The organism is Chitinophaga skermanii (genome assembly GCF_003259335.1).
Lineage (GTDB): Bacteria > Bacteroidota > Bacteroidia > Chitinophagales > Chitinophagaceae > Chitinophaga > Chitinophaga skermanii.
On sequence record NZ_QLLL01000014.1, the window covers coordinates 64,255 to 87,135 of the forward strand.

The following is a 22,881-nucleotide window of genomic DNA, read 5'->3' on the forward strand; positions in this document are numbered from 1 at the left end:
TGTACAAAAGCCCTCTCTACACAATTCGTAGAGAGGGCTTTTTATTTCCATAAACGCTGTACATTCATATATAAACTACCTGCAAGCCTATCCAAAAACTATCATTTGCCTATCTCGAGCCTATCCCAAGCCTATCTAAAGCCTATCCTAAGCCTATCTCGACCCTATCCTAAGCCTATCCCCCGCCTATTTATAACATTGTAAATGAAGTAGTTAAGTCGTTTTGGGCCAATGCTAACGCTTGTAAATGATTATCATCCAAGGTTTTATAAAGGAATCCGGCACTATCCGGCATATTTTACCTCCATTGTTAGCCGTTTACATAAACAATCAGCAAAACGATACGCCTACCTTATCCATGCTAATCGTGTAAAAGTGAAACAGGCAAAAAGACAATTAAAAAAAGGACCATCCAATTGATGGTCCTTTTTTTGATATGGTGTAAATTGAACGTCAAACGGAATACACCATGTTTAAGATTTCATCCATCGAGCAAATCAAGCACGACCTATTATCGCCTCCACAAGCACCGCGCATTTTTCCTGGTAATACAGCGTCTCATTTCGATGCCTTGTATGAAGAGATTGTTACGCAAATTAAAACGACCACGATCTCCGCGGAATGTGTTTTATGGGATAGCGTAAAGGCTGTCAACGAGAATAAAGCATATGCCGATGCTGCTTATTGGGAGGAAGGGCTTTTGCCTAGCGCTTCCACTTACTGGTTTTTTGCAGAGAATGGGCAAGGGGATAGGTGGTTGTTTGATGCGGATGAGGAAGTGTTGTTTTATGACCATGATGGGGGTGAATTATCGCCCCGGAATTTTCGCAGTATGGGAATTCAATTTTCGCAGTGGTTACAGTTTGCATATTTAAACCGCGCTTTAGATGTTGTGTATGCTGAACGGGGAACGGTAGATGAAGTGCTGAATATGGCCTATAAAAACAAGCTACGCGAAATCAGCCTGTCGTTATTAGAGAATTATCCCTTTGAAGATTAAAATGGGAAGCATCCCATTCGTTTAATATTGTTGCATTATTTCCCATGCCTGTATGAACACATTTTGTCTACTCGATATGCGTTTCGACAAGCATCCGTTTCAATGCTATGTTTATATATATTTAAAGAATATTTTCAATAAGAAAAAATTTATTTTCAATTCCAAATCAGGTAGTTTTATACCGTTTTCTCCAAATTTCTTCTCCGAAACTCCTAAGACTTAGTAACTGTATAACAGGTGCCGAACCTTTGTTGGTCCTGCATTACATCCAAAATCACAACTGAAAAACCAGGCAAGCATGTGAGCTAGTTTTGCGCAGAAACCATTGTCTTTTCCTCGTTTTTTTTATGTAAAAAATTTGTTCGAAATGCATCGCTTATCGTAGCTATTCATCATGGCTACAGCACTTATATCTACGTTGATATGATTAGAAGTTTACACCCCTACAGGGCATGGTGCCATTTTATGCGCTTTGTTGCCCTATTCTTATTGTCTGCTCTATTAAGCCACCCCGCATTTGCGGAAGGTAGCAAGGAACTGAATGCAAACGGTGGTAACCGTCCATTCATTAATTGTGGTACCACGTATAATGTGTCGTTCCCCTTTACCTCTTACGGTACTGTAAAGGTATACGTGAACGTGGGTGAACGGATATTCTTGGGTTCTAGCGCCCAAGGTATTGGTTCCGGTACTATCAATTTGCGTGCTCCCAATGGCGTCAATTATTCGTCGGGTACAAGTACCACAACTGGGCGGATATCGAATAGAACACAGGAGGTAAACGGTCCTAACGTAGGTTCAGTAACAACAGGGTATGTGCCCTATATTGTTACAGTAGGTGCCGGTCAAGCCGGGATTTGGGAAATCGATTTCATCCCACCTAGTCCAACAAATACTACTTCTCCATCGCCCATTTTAGCATCAGGCTCTTGGTCGCAACCCAGTACAGCCTTTCTCGCAGCATTCGACGTTAGCGTTCGTAATGCCGGTAATACGGCGTTTATTCCAGGTCGTTTATTCACAACAAATTTTGTGGCCAACATGGGGAATATTTCTTCTACTTTCCGTGCCATCTTCAACGTATTAACCCGCGATGGTTACATTTATACAGTGAACAATAACGGCCAAGCGGGATTTGGTTTCACTTTCTTCGTCAATAACAAAGGCTTCCGCGATGCAAACGGTGCCCCGTTATACAAATCTATCGACGATATCACTACTGCTGATGTACAAGATCCCCGTAGTGAGGATACTGAGTCGGATGTTACACACAAAATCTTCTTTAATAGCCCGGCAAGCGATTTACCTACCAGTGGTGCCACGCGATCGGGTACAGATTGGTTGCTTATAACACCTACACCGGCAGTTGTATCGAACTACACCTTTACGGGTGTAGAAGGTTCAGCGAATGTGGCAGGTACGAACCCCGCCGGTGGTAATATCGGTTTTACGGCAAGCCAAAATGGGAACTTCCTCATTAGAATCGATTTAAATAATAACGGGGTGTATACCGATGCGGTTGATCGATCAATTACAGGGTCTGCCACCGCCGGAACGAATACTGTTTATTGGAATGGATTGAATGGCTTAGGGCAACCAACAGCCACCACCATATCGAACATTAATGTACAAGTAGTCTTGTATGCGGGGGAAGTACACTTTCCCTTTATTGATGTAGAGAATAATCCCAATGGTATCATCATTACTCGAACGAATGGGAGCGGGGCTAACGATGTTGTCTTTTGGGATGATTCTGATGTACCGGTATCAGGTATTCCATCTAACCCGGTTGTAAACACAACTGGGATTAGTAGTACTACGAACGGCCATAAATGGGGTTCTACGTCATATTCTGCGACCGATTTTGGTAATGAAAACGGGTTAGATACTTGGGCTTATATTACCAGTACGCCCTTAACAGGTACTACCAATGTTGTTTTACGTGAAGCCGATTTAGAAACTGTTTTCAGTTCTTCTAACTTAACAGCGGCCTGTGTAGGCGCTTCTATTATCGATACTGTGCGTATTCGGAATAACGGTCCTAGTAACGTAACCGGTGCCAGTGTACGTATTACATTCCCAGCTGAATTAACCGGGGTTACTGTAACCAGTGCCGTTACTTCGGGCACTGCATCGCTTACTTCATCCAGTACAACTACTACGCAATACAGCGCCGTTGTCAATATGAATAACGCCGCAGTAATGACATTCATCGTTAGAGGTACGGTATCTTCTTTCCCAAGCAGCAGTAACATCACTTTCAACGCTAGTATTATGCGCCCCCCAGATGTAACCGACCCCGATGCTACCAATCCCGATCCTGCCCCGCCAACAGACCCACAAAACGAGTGTGATGCTGCTCCTTCCGGTGTGGGTTGTAACAATATTAAAGTAAACACCATTACCATCTCCAATACCCCTACAACGGCAACGATTGTAGGAGATGCTGCACCAACTTATTGTGCTGTTACCTCAGCTACTTTAACAGGGAACACCGCCTCTGTTGGTACAGTTACGTGGACAAAAATTAGCGGGCCGGGTACACAAACATTTACTTCACCCAACTCGGCATCTACTACCGTTAACGGCTTGCAAACAGGTACCTATGTATTTAGGTATACAATCAGCTCTGGTGCTTGTACACCAAGCACAGCCGATGTTACATTAACCGTTCAAGCGGCCTTATCGAACAACGTAATTACGGCGCCATTAACAGTATCATATTGTGGTAGTGGCGATCCTTCCGTTATTACCGGTAGTACACCTTCCGGCGGCTCGGGTACGTATACATATCAATGGCAAAGTTCTTTGAACAATAGTACATGGACAGATATTTCCGGTGCTACGTCTGCCAGTTATGATCCCCCGGCATTAACAACTACAACTTATTTCAGAAGAACGGTTACTTCTGGCGCTTGTACCACACCTAGTAATAGTAATGTTGTACAAGTAACGATCATCCCATCTGTGACGAATAATACTATCACAGCGCCAGCTACAACAACCTTCTGTACAAGTGGCGACCCAGCCAACATCGTGGGTACAACACCAACAGGTGGTAGTGGTATTTACGCTATACAATGGCAACAAAGCTCAGATAGTACCAACTGGTCTGATATCCTCGGTGCTATTGGAACAAGCTATGATCCCCCGTTAACATCTACTACCACGTATTACCGTAGAGCCATTACTAGTGCGACTTGTTTAACACCGGTATTAAGTAACGTGGTGAAAGTAACGGTTCAACCAACTTTAACAAGCGGTAGCATTGCAACCGACCAGGTATTATGTGGCGCTGGTGATCCAGCCTTGCTGACTGCTGCTGCTCCAACGGGTGGTACTGGTACGTATACTTACCAATGGCAATCGTCGACTACAAGTTCTTCGGCCGGTTTCACGGATATTGCTTCGGCGACAGCCGCTACATACGATCCCCCAGTAATTACAACTACTACCTATTACCGTAGAATAGTACGTAGCGGGGTTTGTCCAGATGCGACCAGTAATGTAGTAACTATAACTATCAATCCTAGCCTAACAGCAGGTTCTATTGGCAGTAACCAAACTTTCTGTGCGAGCGGCGATCCGAATGTATTCAGCCAATTAACGGCGGCTACAGGTGGTAACGGGGTGTATACATACCAATGGCAATCATCCACAACTTCTGCAACGGCAGGTTTTACAAATATTAGTGGTGCAACGGCTCCTACATACGACGAAGGAACAATTTCTACCACTACCTACTATAGACGTATTACCCGTTCCGACGGATGTACAGATGCGATCAGTAACGTAGTAACCGTTACTATTCAAGCAGGTATTGGCAATAATACCATCTCTGCAGATCAAACTATTTGTACAGGAAGCACACCGGCTGCTTTAGCGGGAGCACCAGCCACAGGTGGATCTGGTACCTTTACCTACCTATGGCAAAGCAGCACAAACGGCACCACTTTCGTGGCAGCTGCGGGTACTAATAATGGTCAAAACTACTCACCAGGTGCGCTTACGCAAAGCACCATTTTTAGAAGGGTAGTTACCTCTGGTGCTTGTGCAACAGGTATAAATAGTAATATCGTACAAATCACGGTTCGACCAACTACTTCTGTAGCGAATGCCGGTACAGACCAAGGTCCTTTAACTACGTCAACTACCCAGTTACAAGGTAATAACCCAACACAAGGTATCGGCGCATGGACACAGTTAACCGGCCCTGGCCCTGCTACAATTAATAATGCGAGCCTATACAATACAACTGTAAGTAACCTTGTACCAGGTGCCTATATCTTTAGGTGGACGATTACCAATGATCCTTGTCCAAGCTCTTCTGCAAACGTAACCATCCGTGTGAACCAGCCACCGTTTGCTTTGAATGATAGCATTACAACGAATGAAGACCAGCCTATCAATATAAATGTTACGGCTAATGACTTTGATAGTGACGGTTCCGTGAATGTATCGAGCATTGTAATAGCTAGTCAACCTAAATTCGGCACTGTTGCCGTGAACGCAAATGGTACCGTATTATACAACCCAATCGCGAACTATAACGGTCCCGATGATTTCACCTACACGATTCGCGATAACCTCGGAGCAACGTCGAACGCAGCTACTGTGAAGTTAACAGTGAATAGTGTAAACGATATTCCTGTAGCGGCCGACGATTACATCAACGTATCTGAAAATACCACTATCACCTTACCGGCACCAGGCGTGTTAGCAAACGACGTAGATGCCGATAAAGAACAATTGACGGCGGTATTAATATTACCGGTGAAACATGGCACAGCCCAATTGAATGCCGATGGTTCATTGACTTACACCCCAACACGCTTCTTCTTCGGACTAGACTCTTTACGTTACCGTGTGTGCGATGCTGCCAATACTTGCGACACCGCTACTGTATATTTCAACGTAGGTAATGTAAACGATAAACCGGTTGCGAATGCAGATACATACAATATGCTGGAAGATGGTAAATTAACCACCACCGTAAGCGTATTGGCAAACGATACCGATGCTGATAATGATCCATTAACAGCTACGCTTTTAACACAGCCGGCCCATGGTTCCATCATCTTCCAATCGAACGGCCAGTTTATTTATACACCGGCAGCTAACTACAATGGCACCGAAACCTTCACGTATACCGCTTGTGACGCAGGCGGATTGTGTGATACGGGTACGGTAACGATTAATATTGCCCCTGTAAACGATGCGCCAAATGCAGTAAATGATGCGTACAATACAGCGGAAGATGTGCCTTTAGTGATCACCGCACCGGGCGTATTACAAAATGATGTGGATGTAGATGGCCAGCCATTGACGGTAGCGCTCGTAACAGCACCAACAAATGGTACCATTGTATTGAATGCAAATGGTTCCTTCACATATACACCCAACCGCGATTTCAATGGATTAGATGTTATCACCTACCGCGTATGTGATAACGGTACACCAAGCTTGTGCGATACGGCCACGATTTCCATTACTGTAACACCTGTAAACGATACGGTGGTTATAGCAAATGAAACGTATACTTTGAATGAAGATAATGCGCTGAACGTAGTATCACCAGGTGTATTAGCCAATGATGTTGATCCAGATGGCGATGCAATTACGGCGGCTTTGGTGACTGGGCCTAAGCATGGTACATTAACCTTACGTCCGAATGGTAGTTTCAACTATCTACCGGATGCAAATTACAATGGTGTAGATTCCTTCGTTTACCGGGTGTGTGATAACAGTGGTGCATGTAGATTAGGTACAACTACCTTAAACATCACTGCCGTAAATGATAAACCGGTTGCAGGTAACGATGCCTTCTCTGTAGATGAAGACCAAGTATTGAATGTTCCGGCAGGTGCATTAACCACCAATGATATTGATGTAGATGGCAATCCTTTAACCACCACGCTCGTAACCGGCCCAACAAATGGTACTATCACGGTACGCCCGAATGGTAGCTTCACCTATACACCGAATGCAAACTACAATGGTACCGATGTATTCACTTACCGCGTATGTGATAACGGCACACCAAGCTTGTGCGATACGGCTACTGTTACTATTACAGTAAATGCTGTAAATGATGCCCCTGTAGCTGTGAATGATAGTTATAGTTTGAATGAAGATCAACCATTGACGATTGCGAATCCTGGGGTACTAGCCAATGATACGGATATAGATGGTGATGTATTAACCGTGAACGTAATTACCTCGCCAGCCCATGGTAAGTTAACCGCCAACGCGGCAGGTGGATTCACTTATACACCAGGTCGCAATTATAACGGCACCGATTCATATACTTACCAGGCTTGTGATAATGCCGGTTTGTGTAGCAATATCGCTACGGTTACCTTTACAATTGCACCTGTTAATGATCCTCCATCAACATCACCGGTAAGCTACGCAGTGGATGAAGATAATACATTGAATGTGGGAGCGCCAGGTGTGTTATTCAACTCTTCTGATGTAGATGGTGATCCATTAACGGCCACTTTGGTACAAGGGCCTGCCAATGGTACGCTTACTTTAAATTCAAATGGCTCGTTCACCTTTGTTCCTGCAGCGAATTTTAATGGTAACGATTTCTTCACTTATAACGTATGTGATCCACAAGGCGCTTGTATCTTGGATTCAGCTTTCATTCGTATCAACGCGGTAAATGATGCACCTGTAGCATATAATGATGTATATACAGTGGCGGAAGATAATACCTTAACAATTGCAGCACCAGGCGTATTGAGTAATGATACCGATACTGAAAATGATGCCTTAACTGCTTCGTTGTTAATTCGACCTATACATGGTACACTTACCTTGAATGCAACAGGTAGTTTCAGTTATGTGCCGAATGCAAACTACAACGGGGTAGATAGCTTCTCCTATAGATTGTGCGATGCCGGTGGTTTGTGTGATACGGCTGTAGTGGTCATTAATATTACACCGGAAAATGACGCACCAGTAGCTGGTAACGATAACTATAGTATCGATGAAGACAAGCCTTTGGTAATTACATCGCCAGGGGTATTGTTCAATGATTTCGACATTGATGGTGATCCTATCTTCTCTAGCATTTTCATTCAACCGGCCAATGGTACGGTAACCATGAGCAGCAACGGTAGCTTCACGTATATACCGAATCCGAACTTCAACGGTGTAGATACTTTCGTATACCGCGTATGTGATAACGATACACCACAACTGTGCTCAAATGGCACGGTAACAGTGGTAGTACGACCAGTAAATGATGCACCTTCTGCTACCAACGACGCGTATACAACAGCAGAAGATACGCCGTTAACTGTAGCAGCGCCAGGTGTATTGGCCAATGATACCGACGTAGATGGCGATCCAATTACAGCCAGCATTGTTCGTCAACCGTTGAATGGTACCGTTACGCTCAATGCAAACGGCGCCTTCACGTATACACCAAGCAATAACTTCAACGGTACAGATACATTATGGTACCGCGTATGTGATAATGCTACACCAAGTGCATGTTCAAATGCCTTCGCGGTATTTACAGTAACGCCTGTAAACGATGCGCCTATACCAAAAGAAGACAACTACACTACTGCCGAAGATCAAACATTAACGATTGTGGCTCCGGCGGGCGTTCTCTTCAATGATTCAGATCCAGAAAACGATCCGTTAACGGCTACCGTGGTAATCAACCCTGTAAATGGTACCGTAATATTGAATAGCAATGGTACGTTCTCGTATACGCCAAATGCAAACTACAATGGTATCGATAGCTTCACTTACCGCGCCTGTGATAATTCGTTGGCATGCGCAGATGCTATTGTGCATATCGTGGTAACCCCTGTAAACGATATACCTGTAGCCACGGATGATAATTACACCTTGGCAGAAGATACGCCGTTAACGGTGGCTGCACCAGGTGTATTGTCGAATGATGTAGATGCCGATGACGATCCATTAACGGTGGTAATTGTTACAAACCCAGCCCATGGTACGGTTACCTTAAACCCTTCAGGCGGATTTACTTATACGCCTGTGAAAGATTACAATGGTACCGATGTATTCTCGTACAAGGTTTGTGATGGCAGTAATGCTTGTGATACAGCATTCGTGAATCTCACGATTACAGCAGTGAATGATACACCGGTTATTGTACCGGATGTATACAACATTCCACCATTGTTACCATTCGCTGGTAATCAATCTACCGGTAACTACTTTACCAAGAACGATTATGATCCAGATGGTGATCCTATTACACCAACACCGATGTTTACGACAGATATCAACGGTAACTCGTTGTTATTGAGTAACGATGGCTTCTTCCAATTCACATCGGCCCCAGGCTTCTTAGGTGCCGCTACATTTACGTATACAGCCTGTGATCCAGGTGGATTATGTGGCTCGGCAACGGTTACATTTAATGTGGGTGCAGTGAACGTACCACCGGTGGCGGTAACTGATAGCTTTACGGTGGATGAAGACGATATCCTACGTGTACAAAGCCCAGGTAGAAACATTTTAACGAATGATGCAGATCCAAATGGTGGTAGCATTTATGTATCAGGAGTGGCTACCCAACCATTACATGGTACTGTAACGGTTTCTACTGACGGTTCATTCACTTACGTGCCGGAAGCAAACTATAACGGCTTAGACTCGTTCTATGTGAATGTATGTGATCCACAAGGTTTGTGTGCGAATCCAAATAATAAAGTCATAATCACTATCAACCCAGTGAATGATCGACCAGACGCTGAAAATGATAGCTATAGTGGTGCTGAAGATACCCCGCTGACTGGGAATGTGCAAGATAATGACGCCGATGCAGACAATGATGCGCTCACTTCAACCTTAATAGATGCGGTGGGTGGTACTGTGGTACTGAATGCAAATGGGACCTTCACTTTCACGCCAAACCTCAACTTTAACGGCAATGCAACATTCCGTTACAGCCTGTGCGACAATGGTGTGCCAAGCTTGTGCGATACAGCGTTGGTAAACTTGTACTTCGAACCGGTGAATGATACTCCGTCGGCGATTAATGATCTCTATAACATGGCGAAAAACACCGTGTTAGTAGTAGATGCTAATAACAGTGTATTGCAAAACGATCAAACATACGATGGTGATGCCCTATCGGTTAGTGTTGATACATTACCAAGAAATGGTACTTTACAATTTAATAGCAACGGTACATTCCGCTATATACCGAATACTGGTTTTTATGGAGTTGACAGCTTCTTCTATAAAGTGTGCGATCCATTCAATGCTTGTAGTGGTGCGAAGGTGACCATCAACGTGGTTGGCTCGAATGAAGTACCGGTAGCCGTAGATGATGTGGCATCAACCAGCGAAGATTCGACAGTAACAGGCAATGTCTTAACTAACGATAGTGACCCCGATCCAACGAATACACTCTCGGCAACCTTAGTAACTATTCCTGCTAATGGCTCCGTTATTGTAAATGCGAATGGTAGCTATACTTATACGCCAAATCCAAACTTCAATGGCACCGATGTATTCTCGTACCAAGTTTGCGACAATGGTGTACCAAGTCTTTGTGATACAGGTAACGTGGTAATTACTGTAAACCCAGTGAATGATCCCCCGGTAGCTACTGCCGATGATTATTCAACCTTGGAAGATAATACCCTGAACATACCAGTGGCACAAGGCGTATTAGTAAATGATACGGATATCGATAATGAACCATTGTCGGCTACGGTAGTAACAACTACTACCAATGGTATCTTACAATTCAATAGCAACGGTTCCTTCCGTTACATCCCGAACCGCTATTATAACGGGGTAGATTCATTCACGTACCGTGCATGTGACGTGGCCGGTACTTGTAGTACAGCGATAGCCCGTATTCACATTACGCCGGTAAACAATGCTCCAATCGCCGTAGACGATATCTTCGTTAGAACAGAAGATACTGTTATAACATTCCCGCCAATCGTTATCTTGATCAACGATTCTGATCCTGATGGTGATTCATTAAGTGGTCGACCAATAGGCAACCTACAACATGGTACCTATGTAAGCAATCCTAACGGAACATATACCTATACACCAGCCCGCGACTACTTTGGTGTAGATAGTATTATGTACCAGGTATGTGATCCATATGGCTTATGCGATACAGGGTTGATTAAAGTGATATTATTACCAGTGAACGATCCACCATTAGGAGGTGTCGATAATTACACGGTATTAAGCGACAGTACCTTAATTGTTAGTTCGCCAGGCGTATTGGCAAATGATAAAGATATAGATGATACGAACTTGAGTGCCACCCTTGTAACAGGACCTACAAAGGGTAGCTTACAACTAAACTCCGATGGTAGTTTCACATACGTTCCAAACCAGTACTTCTATGGCCTGGATAGTGCCACTTATAATGTATGCGATACAAGTAATGCTTGCTCGCTTACCAAGATTTACTTTACCGTTGTAGGTAGTAACCATCCACCTACAGCCATCACCGATAACTACACCACGGCAGAAGATAGCACTTACTCGGTAGAAGGTTCTACAGGTGTATTAGCGAATGATTTTGATGTTGATGGTGAAGGATTAACAGCTTCATTAGCCGTAGCTCCGAATAACGGTTCTGTAGTAGTGAACCCGAATGGTGGCTTTACCTATACACCGAACCCGAATTTCTTCGGTAAGGATGTATTTACCTACCAAGTATGCGATAACAACGGTACGCCGCTTTGCGTAATTGGCACTGTTAACATAACCGTTCAACCTCGACCAGATCAACCAATAGCGCAACCAGATACATACACTGTTAAAGAAGACAGTGTGATCAATGTACCAGGACCAGGTGTATTGGTAAATGATAACAATGTTGATAATGACCAGTTAACAGCTACATTGCTTACACCACCAACGAAAGGAACATTTAGCTTCAATGCCGATGGTAGTTTCACTTACCGCCCGCCATTATATACTAGAAGTATAGATAGTTTCACATACCGCGTATGTAATCTAAGCGGCCTGTGCGATTCATCAAAAGTATACCTCAATGTATTACCGGTGAACCACGCACCTGTAGGGGTCGACGATGTATTCACGATTCCAGAAGATACGGTGATTACATTCAATCCAAACATCGCGTTAGTGAATGATATTGATGTGGATGGAGATTCGCTAGTAGGTACGCCAATTTCATTGTTACGTCATGGCACTTACGTAATCAATGGTAATGGTACCATCACTTATACGCCAGATCGTGACTATAATGGAGTAGACAGTGTACAGTATAAAGTATGTGATCCATTTGGCTTGTGTGATACGGCCTATGTGAAATTGATCATCTTACCGGTAAATGATGCGCCTGTAGCTTGTGATAAACAATACGCAACACCAGAGGATGAACCATATACAGTATTAGCACCAGGCATTTTAACATGCGATTCGGATGTGGATGGTGATGTATTGAATGGATACATTTTAGTACAACCAAAAAATGGAGTATTAAACGTTCGTTCCGACAACTCGTTCACGTATACACCTCATCCGAACTTCTTCGGCCAAGATACAACATGGTATGTTGTATACGATCCATCGGGCGCGCGCGATACAGGTACAATCATCTTTACCGTAATCGACGTAAATGATGCACCTATTGCGAACGATAATACCGTAGCCGTGGCGAAAGATAGCACAGCTAACGGTAATGTATTATTGAATGCAAGTGATGTTGACAAAGATGCTTTAACAGCCACAGTTTTAGTAGGTGCTACCCATGGTAATCTTAACCTGAACCCGAACGGAACATTCACCTATACACCAAATGCCGGGTATATGGGTATAGATACCGTACTGTATACAGTATGCGATAATGGCAAACCGGTATTATGCGATACAGCGAAACTCACCTTGATCGTATTCAAAGTGAACTTCCCACCAATCGCAAATGATGATACGTTGAATATTGCACCGAATGTACAAGGTACAGGTAACGTGGTAACAAATGATAACGTTCCAAATGGCGATACTTTAACAGCAGTAGTATTAAGTACTACGGCAAATGGTACCATCACGATGCAACCAAATGGTAGTTATACATATTTACCACCGGCTAACTTCCTAGGTGTAGATACGATTCGCTACCAAGTATGCGATAATGATAGTCCTGCATTGTGCGATACGGCTACCTTAATTGTGAACGTGGTTAGCACAAACTTGCCACCATTGGCAATCGACAACTTGGAAACCTGTGGTGCAGGTATACCAATAACAGGCAATGTATTGGCCAATGACTATGAACCAAATCCAGGCGATACATTAACGGCAACGCTCTTAACCTTCCCTACGAAAGGTAGCATAACATTGTCGGCCAATGGCGATTATACTTATGTAGCGAATATTACGGAATCGGGTGTAGATACGGTGTATATTAAAGTGTGCGATAATGGGGTGCCATCGTTGTGTGATACTTCACGCTTCCTGTTATACATATCAGCATACAACAACCCTCCAGTGACTGCGGATGATATTTTAACAGTGGTTCAAGGCAACACAATTGGCGCCAATATATTCCGGAATGATACCGACGATACTTATCCACTTCGCCCTACAGTGATCAAATTACCAATCAATACATACAGCTTAGATTCGGCGGGTAACTTTACATATACAGCGCCAGTCAACTTCTTAGGTAACGATACGTTGATTTACCGTGTATGCGATGCCGGTTACCCATCGAAATGTGATACAGCCATGGTGATTATACGGGTGGTAATACCAAACGTGGCGCCGGTGGCTGTGAATGACCAAGCAAGCATTGTAGTAGGTAATACAGCTACAGGAAACGTATTGATCAACGATACAGATGCAAACAACGATGTGTTGGTTGCAAGCATCATCAAATCCACTACAAAAGGCAATATTATACTAAGTGCCGACGGTTCTTACAACTATACACCGAACGGTATATCGCTAGGGGCCGATACTTTAATTTACCGCGTATGTGATACCGCGTTATGCGATACCGGCTTGTTAATCTTACAAGTATTATCAAATAACCGTGCACCAATTGCTGTAAATGACGCGGCGAGCGCCGTAGATGGCGTACCGACCATTGGTAACGTACTTTTAAATGATAGCGATCCAGACGATAATGCCCTTGTGGCGAACTTACTTCGCAACGTACAACACGGCAGCTTGGCATTTAATGCCGATGGTAGCTTTACCTATACAGCGAACGGCAACTACACCGGTTTAGACACTTTGGTATACAGCGTGTGCGATAATGGCTTGCCATCTTTGTGCGATACAGCGGTATTGGTAATCACTGTATCTCGTCCACCAAATGGTAAACCAATTGCTAATAACGACCAAGTAAGCTTGCTAGAAGGTGGTAACGCATCTGGCAATGTGTTAAGTAATGATATCGATCCGGAAGGAGATCCATTAACAGCGTCGATTATTTCGAATGCCAACCATGGTGTATTCACCCTCAATCCAAATGGTAGCTTTACTTATGCACCAAATGCAGGCTTCTTCGGTAGCGATTCTGTTATGTACCGTGCATGTGATAACTCAACTCCACCATTGTGCGATACCGCGTTATTGGTGTTCGCTGTGCAACAAGGCAATCGCAAACCGGTAGCGCAAGATGATATTGCAAGCGCTATTGCAGGTATCGCCTTGAATGGCAATGTAGTGATCAATGATAGCGATCCTGATGGTAATGCTATTACGGCTTACCTCCTGAATACAGTACAACATGGTGTTTTAACATTCAGCGAAAGCGGTAGCTATACTTATACGCCGAATGCAAACTTCGCAGGCTTAGATAGTTTCGTATACCGCATTTGCGATGATGGTAAGCCATCGCTTTGTGATACAGCAGTGGCTAGGTTTACCGTAAGCTTACCTTCCGATAAACCTGTCGCGAATAACGACCTGGTAACCCTCAATACCGGGGGAACTGCTACTGGCAACGTGTTATCAAACGATATCGATCCGCAAGGTCGACTATTAACGGTTGTCGTAGCGAAACCGGCACAACATGGTGCCTTCACCCTCAATTCAAATGGCACCTTTACATACACGCCAGGTCCATCGTACGCCGGTCAAGATACCGTTATCTATAGTGTTTGTACGAATGAGTTCCCTCCAATGTGTGATAGTGCCTTGGTTATCTTTACAATTGTTCAAGGTAATAGGGCGCCAATGGCTATCGACGATAGCAAAACAGCGGTGGCAGGGGTAACCGTAACAGGTAATGTATTGGCGAATGATAGCGATCCAGATGGCGATGGTGTAGTTGCCGGTGTTGTGAAAGGTTTATCAAATGGTCAATTCAACTTCAATACAGATGGTACGTATACATATACTCCGGTATTGAACTTCATAGGTAATGATACATTAATCTACCAAGTATGTGATAACGGCAAACCAAGCCGCTGCGACACCGCTATGTTGGTGATTACCGTAGGACAAGGTAACCGTGCACCGGTGGGTAATGATGAAGTAGTGAATGCTGTAGCCGGTTTATCCGTAACAGGTAACGTATTGTCGAACGATACTGATCCTGATGGTAACACGTTATCAGCGAGCATGATTAGAAATATTACACATGGTACATTCAACCTCAATGAAGCAGGTAGCTTCACTTATACACCTGCAGCTAATTATGTAGGTAATGATACCTTGGTATACCGCTTATGCGATAACGGTATTCCTAGCCTCTGTGATTCTGCAACGTTGATCTTCATCGTTAGCGCTCCACAAGGTGCTCCAATCGCAAACAACGATCATTTCCAAGTAGCATCTAACGGTAGCACAAGCGGCAATGTATTGTCGAACGACTTGTCGACCAACGGTGGTAGCTTAACGGCTTCTATTGTGAAGAATGCTAGTCATGGTGCTTTCGCACTCAACGCAGATGGTACCTTCACCTACTCACCTGCAACAGGCTTTGTAGGTATCGATAGTATTGCATACCGCGCTTGCGACAATGCAACGCCTCCACAATGTGATACAGCATACTTAATCGTCACAGTCATCCAAGGCAACCGCGCACCTGTAATTGTGGGCGAAAGCGTAACTACTATTTCGGGTATTCCTGTAGTAGGTAATGTATTAGCAAACGATACTGATCCAGATGGTAACGTGTTAACGGCTACACAAACAGCCAATGTGAAATATGGTATTATCGCCTTCAACTCGGATGGATCTTATACGTACACATCAACACCGGGCTACGTAGGTAACGATACCTTGCACTACCGCGTATGTGACAATGGTGTGCCACCATTATGTGGTGACGCAAGCTTGATCATCACCGTATTAGCCCCTGCCGATAAACCGGTAGCCAACGATGATGTAGTGAAGATGAATAGTGGTAGTAGCGTCAGTGGCAATGTATTAACGAATGACATAGACCCTGTCGGTGGCACATTGGTGGCTAGTACAATTACGGGAGCTAGTAACGGTACATTTGCCTTGAACGCGGATGGTAGTTATACTTACACACCAAACACGGGCTATGCCGGTTCCGATACAGTACGATATAGGGCATGTAATAATGCAACACCGCCTGCTTGTGATACAGCCTTATTGATCTTCAACGTTATACAAGGTAACCGTGCACCGGTAGCCGTAAATGATGCACAAGCAGCGCTTGCAGGTATCCCGGTTAGTGGCAACGTGTTAACAAATGATAGTGATCCAGATGGCAACTTGCTCATCGCTAGTGTACAGCAAAATGTACAACATGGTCGCTTGGTACTCAATGGCGATGGTAGCTATACTTATACACCGGGTGCGGGCTTCGTGGGATTAGATTCCTTGGTATACCGCGTGTGTGATAATGGTATTCCATCACAATGTGCTACAGCTAGCTTAGTGTTCACAGTAACTATTGCTAACCGTGCACCTGTAGTGGTGAATGATAATGTGTCGTTGGTATCGGGAGGAACAGCAAATGGCAATGTATTGAATAACGATAGTGATCCAGATGGTGATCCGTTAACGGTGTCTATCGTGAAAGATGCGAGCAACGGGGTGGTGGTATTGAACACTGATGGTACCTTCACCTATACACCGAATGTGGGCTTTGTGGGTATTGATACGGTAATTTACCAAGCATGTGATAACCGTGTACCTCCAGCTTGTTCACAAGGCTTCATCATCTTCAACGTGGCACAAGGCAACCGTCCGCCGTTAGCTATCGATGATGTAGTTAACGCGATAGATGGTATCCCGGTAATCGGTAATGTATTATCGAACGATACAGACCCAGATGGTAATGCTTTAGTAGCGACTTTACTGCGCAATGTACAGCACGGCTTCTTGGCATTCAATGCCGATGGTAGCTATACGTATACAGCAGATGGTGGCTACGCGGGTACAGATACCGTGGTATACAGCGTGTGCGATAATGGTACGCCAACGCTTTGTGATACAGCTATGTTGATCTTCACGGTAACGAATCTGAATGGTAAACCACTCGCTAACGACGATCGTATCAGCTTATTCTCTGGTAATAGTGCTAGTGGTAATGTGTTAGCAAATGATACCGATCCAGAAGGCGATCCATTGTCAGCTTCTATTGTGAAGAATGCAGGGAATGGCGTATTTGCGCTCAATGCAAATGGTAGCTTCACGTATACACCGAATGTAGGTTTCGTAGGAATAGATACCGTGATCTACCGCGCTTGTGATAATTCGTTACCGCCATTGTGTGATACGGCCTTATTGATCTTCACAATTGATCAAGGTAACCGTGCACCAATCGCGAACAACGATGCGGCAACAGCGGTGGCAGGTATTGAACTGAACGGCAATGTAATGTCGAATGATAGTGATCCAGATGGAAATCTCATCCAGGCTACTTTGATCACGAATGTGAAGAATGGTACATTAACATTCAACCTAAACGGCGCTTACACCTATACACCTAATGCTACCTTCGGTGGCCAAGATACATTGGTGTACATGATTTGTGACATTGGTCAACCTGCCCTTTGTGATACAGCCATCGCCGTATTCACAGTCATCTTACCGGCAGAAAAACCAGTGGCAAACGATGATAACGTATCGTTAGATGCGGGTGGCGCTGCCAGTGGCAATGTATTATCAAACGACATTGATCCACGCAGCCGACCATTAACTACCTCTATAGTGAAACCGGCTGCGAATGGAACCTTCAACCTTAACGCTGATGGCTCCTTCACATACACACCAAATGCAGGCTTCTTTGGTAACGATACCGTTATTTACCGGGCATGTAACAACGCTACACCGCCAATGTGTGATAGCGCGTTGTTGATCTTCAACGTTATCCAAGGCAATAGGGCCCCGGTAGCGGTAGATGATAGCAAAACAGCAGTAGCGGGTGTAACGGTAACCGGTAATGTATTAGCGAACGACAGCGATCCAGATGGTAATGCTGTAGTAGCAGGTGTTGTGAAGAATGTTTCACATGGCGCATGCAGCTTCAACAGCGACGGTACATATACATATACCGCAGATCTCAGCTACATTGGTACCGATACTTTGGTATACAGCGTATGCGACAACGGTACGCCAAGCCTCTGCGATACCGCGATTTTAGTCATAACTGTTGGTCAAGGTAACCGTGCACCGATAGCGAATAATGAAAACTTGGGCGCTATTGCAGGTGTAGCTGTAACAGGTAATGTATTAGCAAATGATACCGATCCCGATGGCAATGCCTTAACGGCAAGCGTGGTTAAAAACATAACGCATGGTACGATGGTACTAGGTGCAGGTGGTAGCTTTAACTATACACCGGCGGCGAACTATGTAGGCAATGATACCTTGGTGTACCAAGTATGCGATAACGGCGTGCCTAGCTTATGTGATACTGCTACGTTGATCTTCACCGTAAATGCACCACAAGCAGCACCAATTGCCAATAGTGATAATGTTCAATCAACGCCGGGCATCCCAACAACGGGCAACGTGTTAACGAACGATATCGCTACCAATGGCGGCAGCTTAACAGCCTCCGTGGTAACACCGGCCGCGCATGGTACTTTCAACTTGAACCCGGATGGTAGCTTTACATACACGCCAACGCCAGGTTATGTAGGCCTCGATAGTATTGCATACCGTGCATGCAGCAATGAAACGCCGCCACAATGTGATACCGCTTATGTTATCATTACAGTGGTACAAGGCAACCGTGCACCTGTAGTATTCAACGAAAGCGTAGGTACAATTAGAGATATCCCAGTAAGCGGCAACGTACTGGCGAACGATAGCGACCCAGATGGCAACGTATTAACTGCCACACAAACCAGCAACGTGAAACATGGTGTAATTGCCTTCAATGCAGATGGTTCTTATACTTACACGCCAAGTGCCGGTTACGTGGGGAACGATACCATGACTTACCGGGTATGCGATAACGGTGTACCATCATTATGCAGCGATGCAAGTTTGATTATAACCGTAGTTGCACCGGCCGGTAAACCGGTAGCGAACGAAGATGTGGTACAATTGAATGTAGGCGGCTCGGCCAGCGGCAATGTACTAAGTAATGATATAGATCCGGATGGAGGTAGCTTAACGGCGAGCATTATCAGCAATGCGAGTCACGGTATATGTAGCTTAAATGCCGATGGTAGCTTTACCTATACCCCGGCTGCAGGCTTCTTAGGACCTGATACGGTGAGGTACAGGGCATGTAACAATGCAACACCGCCAGCTTGTGATACAGCGTACTTGATCTTCCAAGTATTGCAAGGTAACCGTGCACCGTTGGCAATAGAAGATTACTTAGATGCGTTTGCAGGCATCCCAGTGAATGGTAATGTATTAGCCAACGATAGTGATCCAGATGGTAACTTGCTAATTGCAAGCATAGAACAAAATGTGAAACATGGCGTGCTTGTACTGAATGGTAACGGTACGTTTACTTACACTGCCAATGCTGGATTCACAGGTATGGACACATTAGTGTACAGGGTATGTGATAATGGTATACCGTCGATGTGTACAACATCCTCCTTGTTCATAACGGTTACTATCCCGAATGCTGTACCAATAGCTGTAAATGATATGGTAGCAGCTACAGCAGGAACAGCGGTAACAGGTAATGTATTAACAAATGATAGTGATCCGGATGGTCAACCACTTACGGCAAGTACCGTTCGCGGTGTACAACATGGCACGATTGTACTGAATGCCGATGGTTCCTTCACTTACACAGCGAATGCGGGTTATGCAGGTAGCGATACCTTGATTTACCGCGCGTGCGACAATGGTACCCCAAGCTTGTGCGATACGGCTTACTTGGTCTTCAATGTAACGATCGGTAACATGGCACCGGTAGCGGTGAACGATGTACAAGCTGCAACGGCCGGTAGCCCAGCAACAGGCAATGTATTATCGAATGATACAGATCCGGATGGTCAACCACTTACGGCAAGTACTGTTCGCGGTGTACAACATGGCACGATTGTACTGAATGCCGATGGCTCCTTCACTTACACAGCGAATGCGGGTTATGCGGGTAGCGATACCTTGATTTACCGCGCTTGCGACAATGGCACCCCAAGCTTGTGCGATACGGCTTACTTGGTCTTCAATGTAGGAATAGGTAACCAAGCACCTGTGGCGGTGAACGATGTACAAGCAGCAACGGCCGGTACAGCAACTACAGGCAATGTATTAGCAAACGATGCAGATCCGGATGGTCAACCACTTACAGCAAGTACCGTTCGCGGTGTACAACATGGCACAATTGTACTGAATGCCGATGGCTCCTTCACTTACACAGCGAATGCGGGTTATGCAGGTAGCGATACCTTGATTTACCGCGCTTGCGACAATGGCACCCCAAGCTTGTGCGATACGGCTTACTTGGTCTTTAATGTAACGATCGGTAACAGGGCACCGGTGGCGGTGAATGATGTACAAGCTGGCCCAGCTGGTGTAGCCATCACAGGAAATGTTATTACAAATGATAGCGATCCTGATGGTCAACCATTAACGGCTAGTGTTGTGAGGAACGTACAAAACGGCATCATCACAGTCAATGCCGATGGTACCTTCAGTTATACAGCAAACACCAACTTCAACGGTAGCGATACCTTATCTTACCAAGTTTGCGATAACGGTACACCAAGCTTATGTGATACAGCTTACTTGGTCTTCAATATCTCAACAGGTAACCATCCACCAACCGCGAATAACGACCGTGTAACCACGAAAGCGAATACAACGGTAACAGGTAATGTACTCGACAATGATACTGATCCTGACCGTGATAACTTAACGGTTAGCGTAATCAGCAACGTTCAACATGGTACTATCACCTTCCCGGCAAATGGTAGCTTCTCGTATACTCCAAGTCTGAACTTCACTGGTCTCGATTCGCTCGTATACAGGGTGTGCGACAATGGTACGCCGAACTTATGTGATACAGCCGTATTGTATATCAATGTAGTGGCAAATGAAAAACCAATTGCAGGAGACGATATATTCAGTGGATTGGAAGGTACAACCGTAACAGGTGATGCATTACAAAATGATATCGATCCAGATGGTAGCAGTTTAACACCAAGCGTAGTAAGCGGCCCACGGAATGGTACATTCAGCTTCACACTAGGAGGTAACTTCACGTATACACCGAATACCGGCTTCACAGGCAGGGATACGATCACTTACCGCGTATGCGATAATGGTACTCCAAGCTTGTGCGATACAGCTACTATCATCATCAATATGATCCGTGGTAACCGTGCCCCGGTTGCTGTCGATGAGTTTGTGAATGCAAATGCAGGCGAACAAATAAGGGGTAACGTGTTGTCGAATGATAGTGATCCTGATGGTAATAGCCTCTTAGCTAGCCTGGTGCGCGGTACATTACATGGTACGTTCACACTTAACGATGATGGTAGTTACACCTATACACCGGATGCAAACTTCCAAGGATTAGACACCTTATTCTACCGTATATGCGACAATGCAACGCCGCAGGCTTGCGCGAACGCTAGGTTGATTATTGATGTAAGAATTGGATTGAAACCGGTGATCGGTATCGCGAAAGCGGTGGCAAGTTCGAAACTGGAAAATGATGGAACATCTACCATTTCGTTAACATTCACTGTGCGCAATATGGGTAATGTACCTATCACAAATGTTCAAGTAGAAGATAACTTATCGAATGTATTCCCAGCACCGCTGACATACCGAATTAGGTCGATCAGTGCAAGCGGCAACTTAATTGCCAACGCTAGCTACAATGGTGCTGCAAACATTAACTTGTTATCGACGGGTAGTACATTGGCGGTAGGCGCGCTGGATAGCATTACGCTGTCGTTCAATGTAACACCACATGGAACATATGGTACCTACAATAACGTGGCTACACTGGTAGGCTTCTTCAATAACCAACGCATTACCGACTTGTCGACAGACGGTAGAAATGTAGATCCAAACAACGATGGCACCCCAAGCGAGCAAACACCAACACCAATTGTTGTTGCGCCAAGAGACATTTACACCCCAACCGCCTTCACACCAAATGGCGATGGTAAAAATGATCGCTTGATCTTCGGTGGATTAGATCGCTATCCAAACTCCCGTTTAACGATCTACAACCGTTGGGGTAACCAAGTGTACCACAATAAGAATTATGACAATTCTTGGACGGCAGAAAAACTCCTCCAAGGCACATATTACTACATCCTTGAAATCAACGCGCCTGAAGGAAAACGCGTCCTCACAGGATGGATAGAATTGATGCGGTAATTGTTTTTTATATCAACAGTAACAGGTTCCCGGGTACGTCTGTACCTGGGAATTTTTTTTACCAATAGGGGAGATAGAGCGCTTGTAGAAAAATTATTAATATTAATTATAATATCTATATATTGTGTTATTATTTAACC

2 protein-coding genes are annotated in these 22,881 nt (G+C 44.7%); both read left to right on the forward strand.

Annotated elements, in window-relative coordinates; genetic code table 11:
• The first annotated feature begins 469 nt into the window (after nt 1-469).
• Nucleotides 470-1,000 (forward strand): hypothetical protein, encoded by a 531-nt coding sequence (locus LX64_RS24740; RefSeq protein WP_111600387.1) that lies wholly within the window; start codon nt 470-472, stop codon nt 998-1,000.
• A gap of 423 nt (nt 1,001-1,423) precedes the next feature.
• Nucleotides 1,424-22,741 carry an Ig-like domain-containing protein gene (locus LX64_RS24745; protein WP_111600388.1) on the forward strand — a complete coding sequence of 7,106 codons (21,318 nt, stop codon included), beginning with the start codon at nt 1,424-1,426 and terminating at the stop codon, nt 22,739-22,741.
• The last annotated feature ends 140 nt before the right edge of the window (nt 22,742-22,881 follow it).

What these genes read in the sequence shown, in the direction of transcription:
- LX64_RS24740 (WP_111600387.1), top strand. Translation starts at nt 470, where the DNA reads ATGTTTAAGATTTCATCCATCGAGCAAATCAAGCACGACCTATTATCG.
- LX64_RS24745 (WP_111600388.1), top strand. Translation starts at nt 1,424, where the DNA reads ATGATTAGAAGTTTACACCCCTACAGGGCATGGTGCCATTTTATGCGC.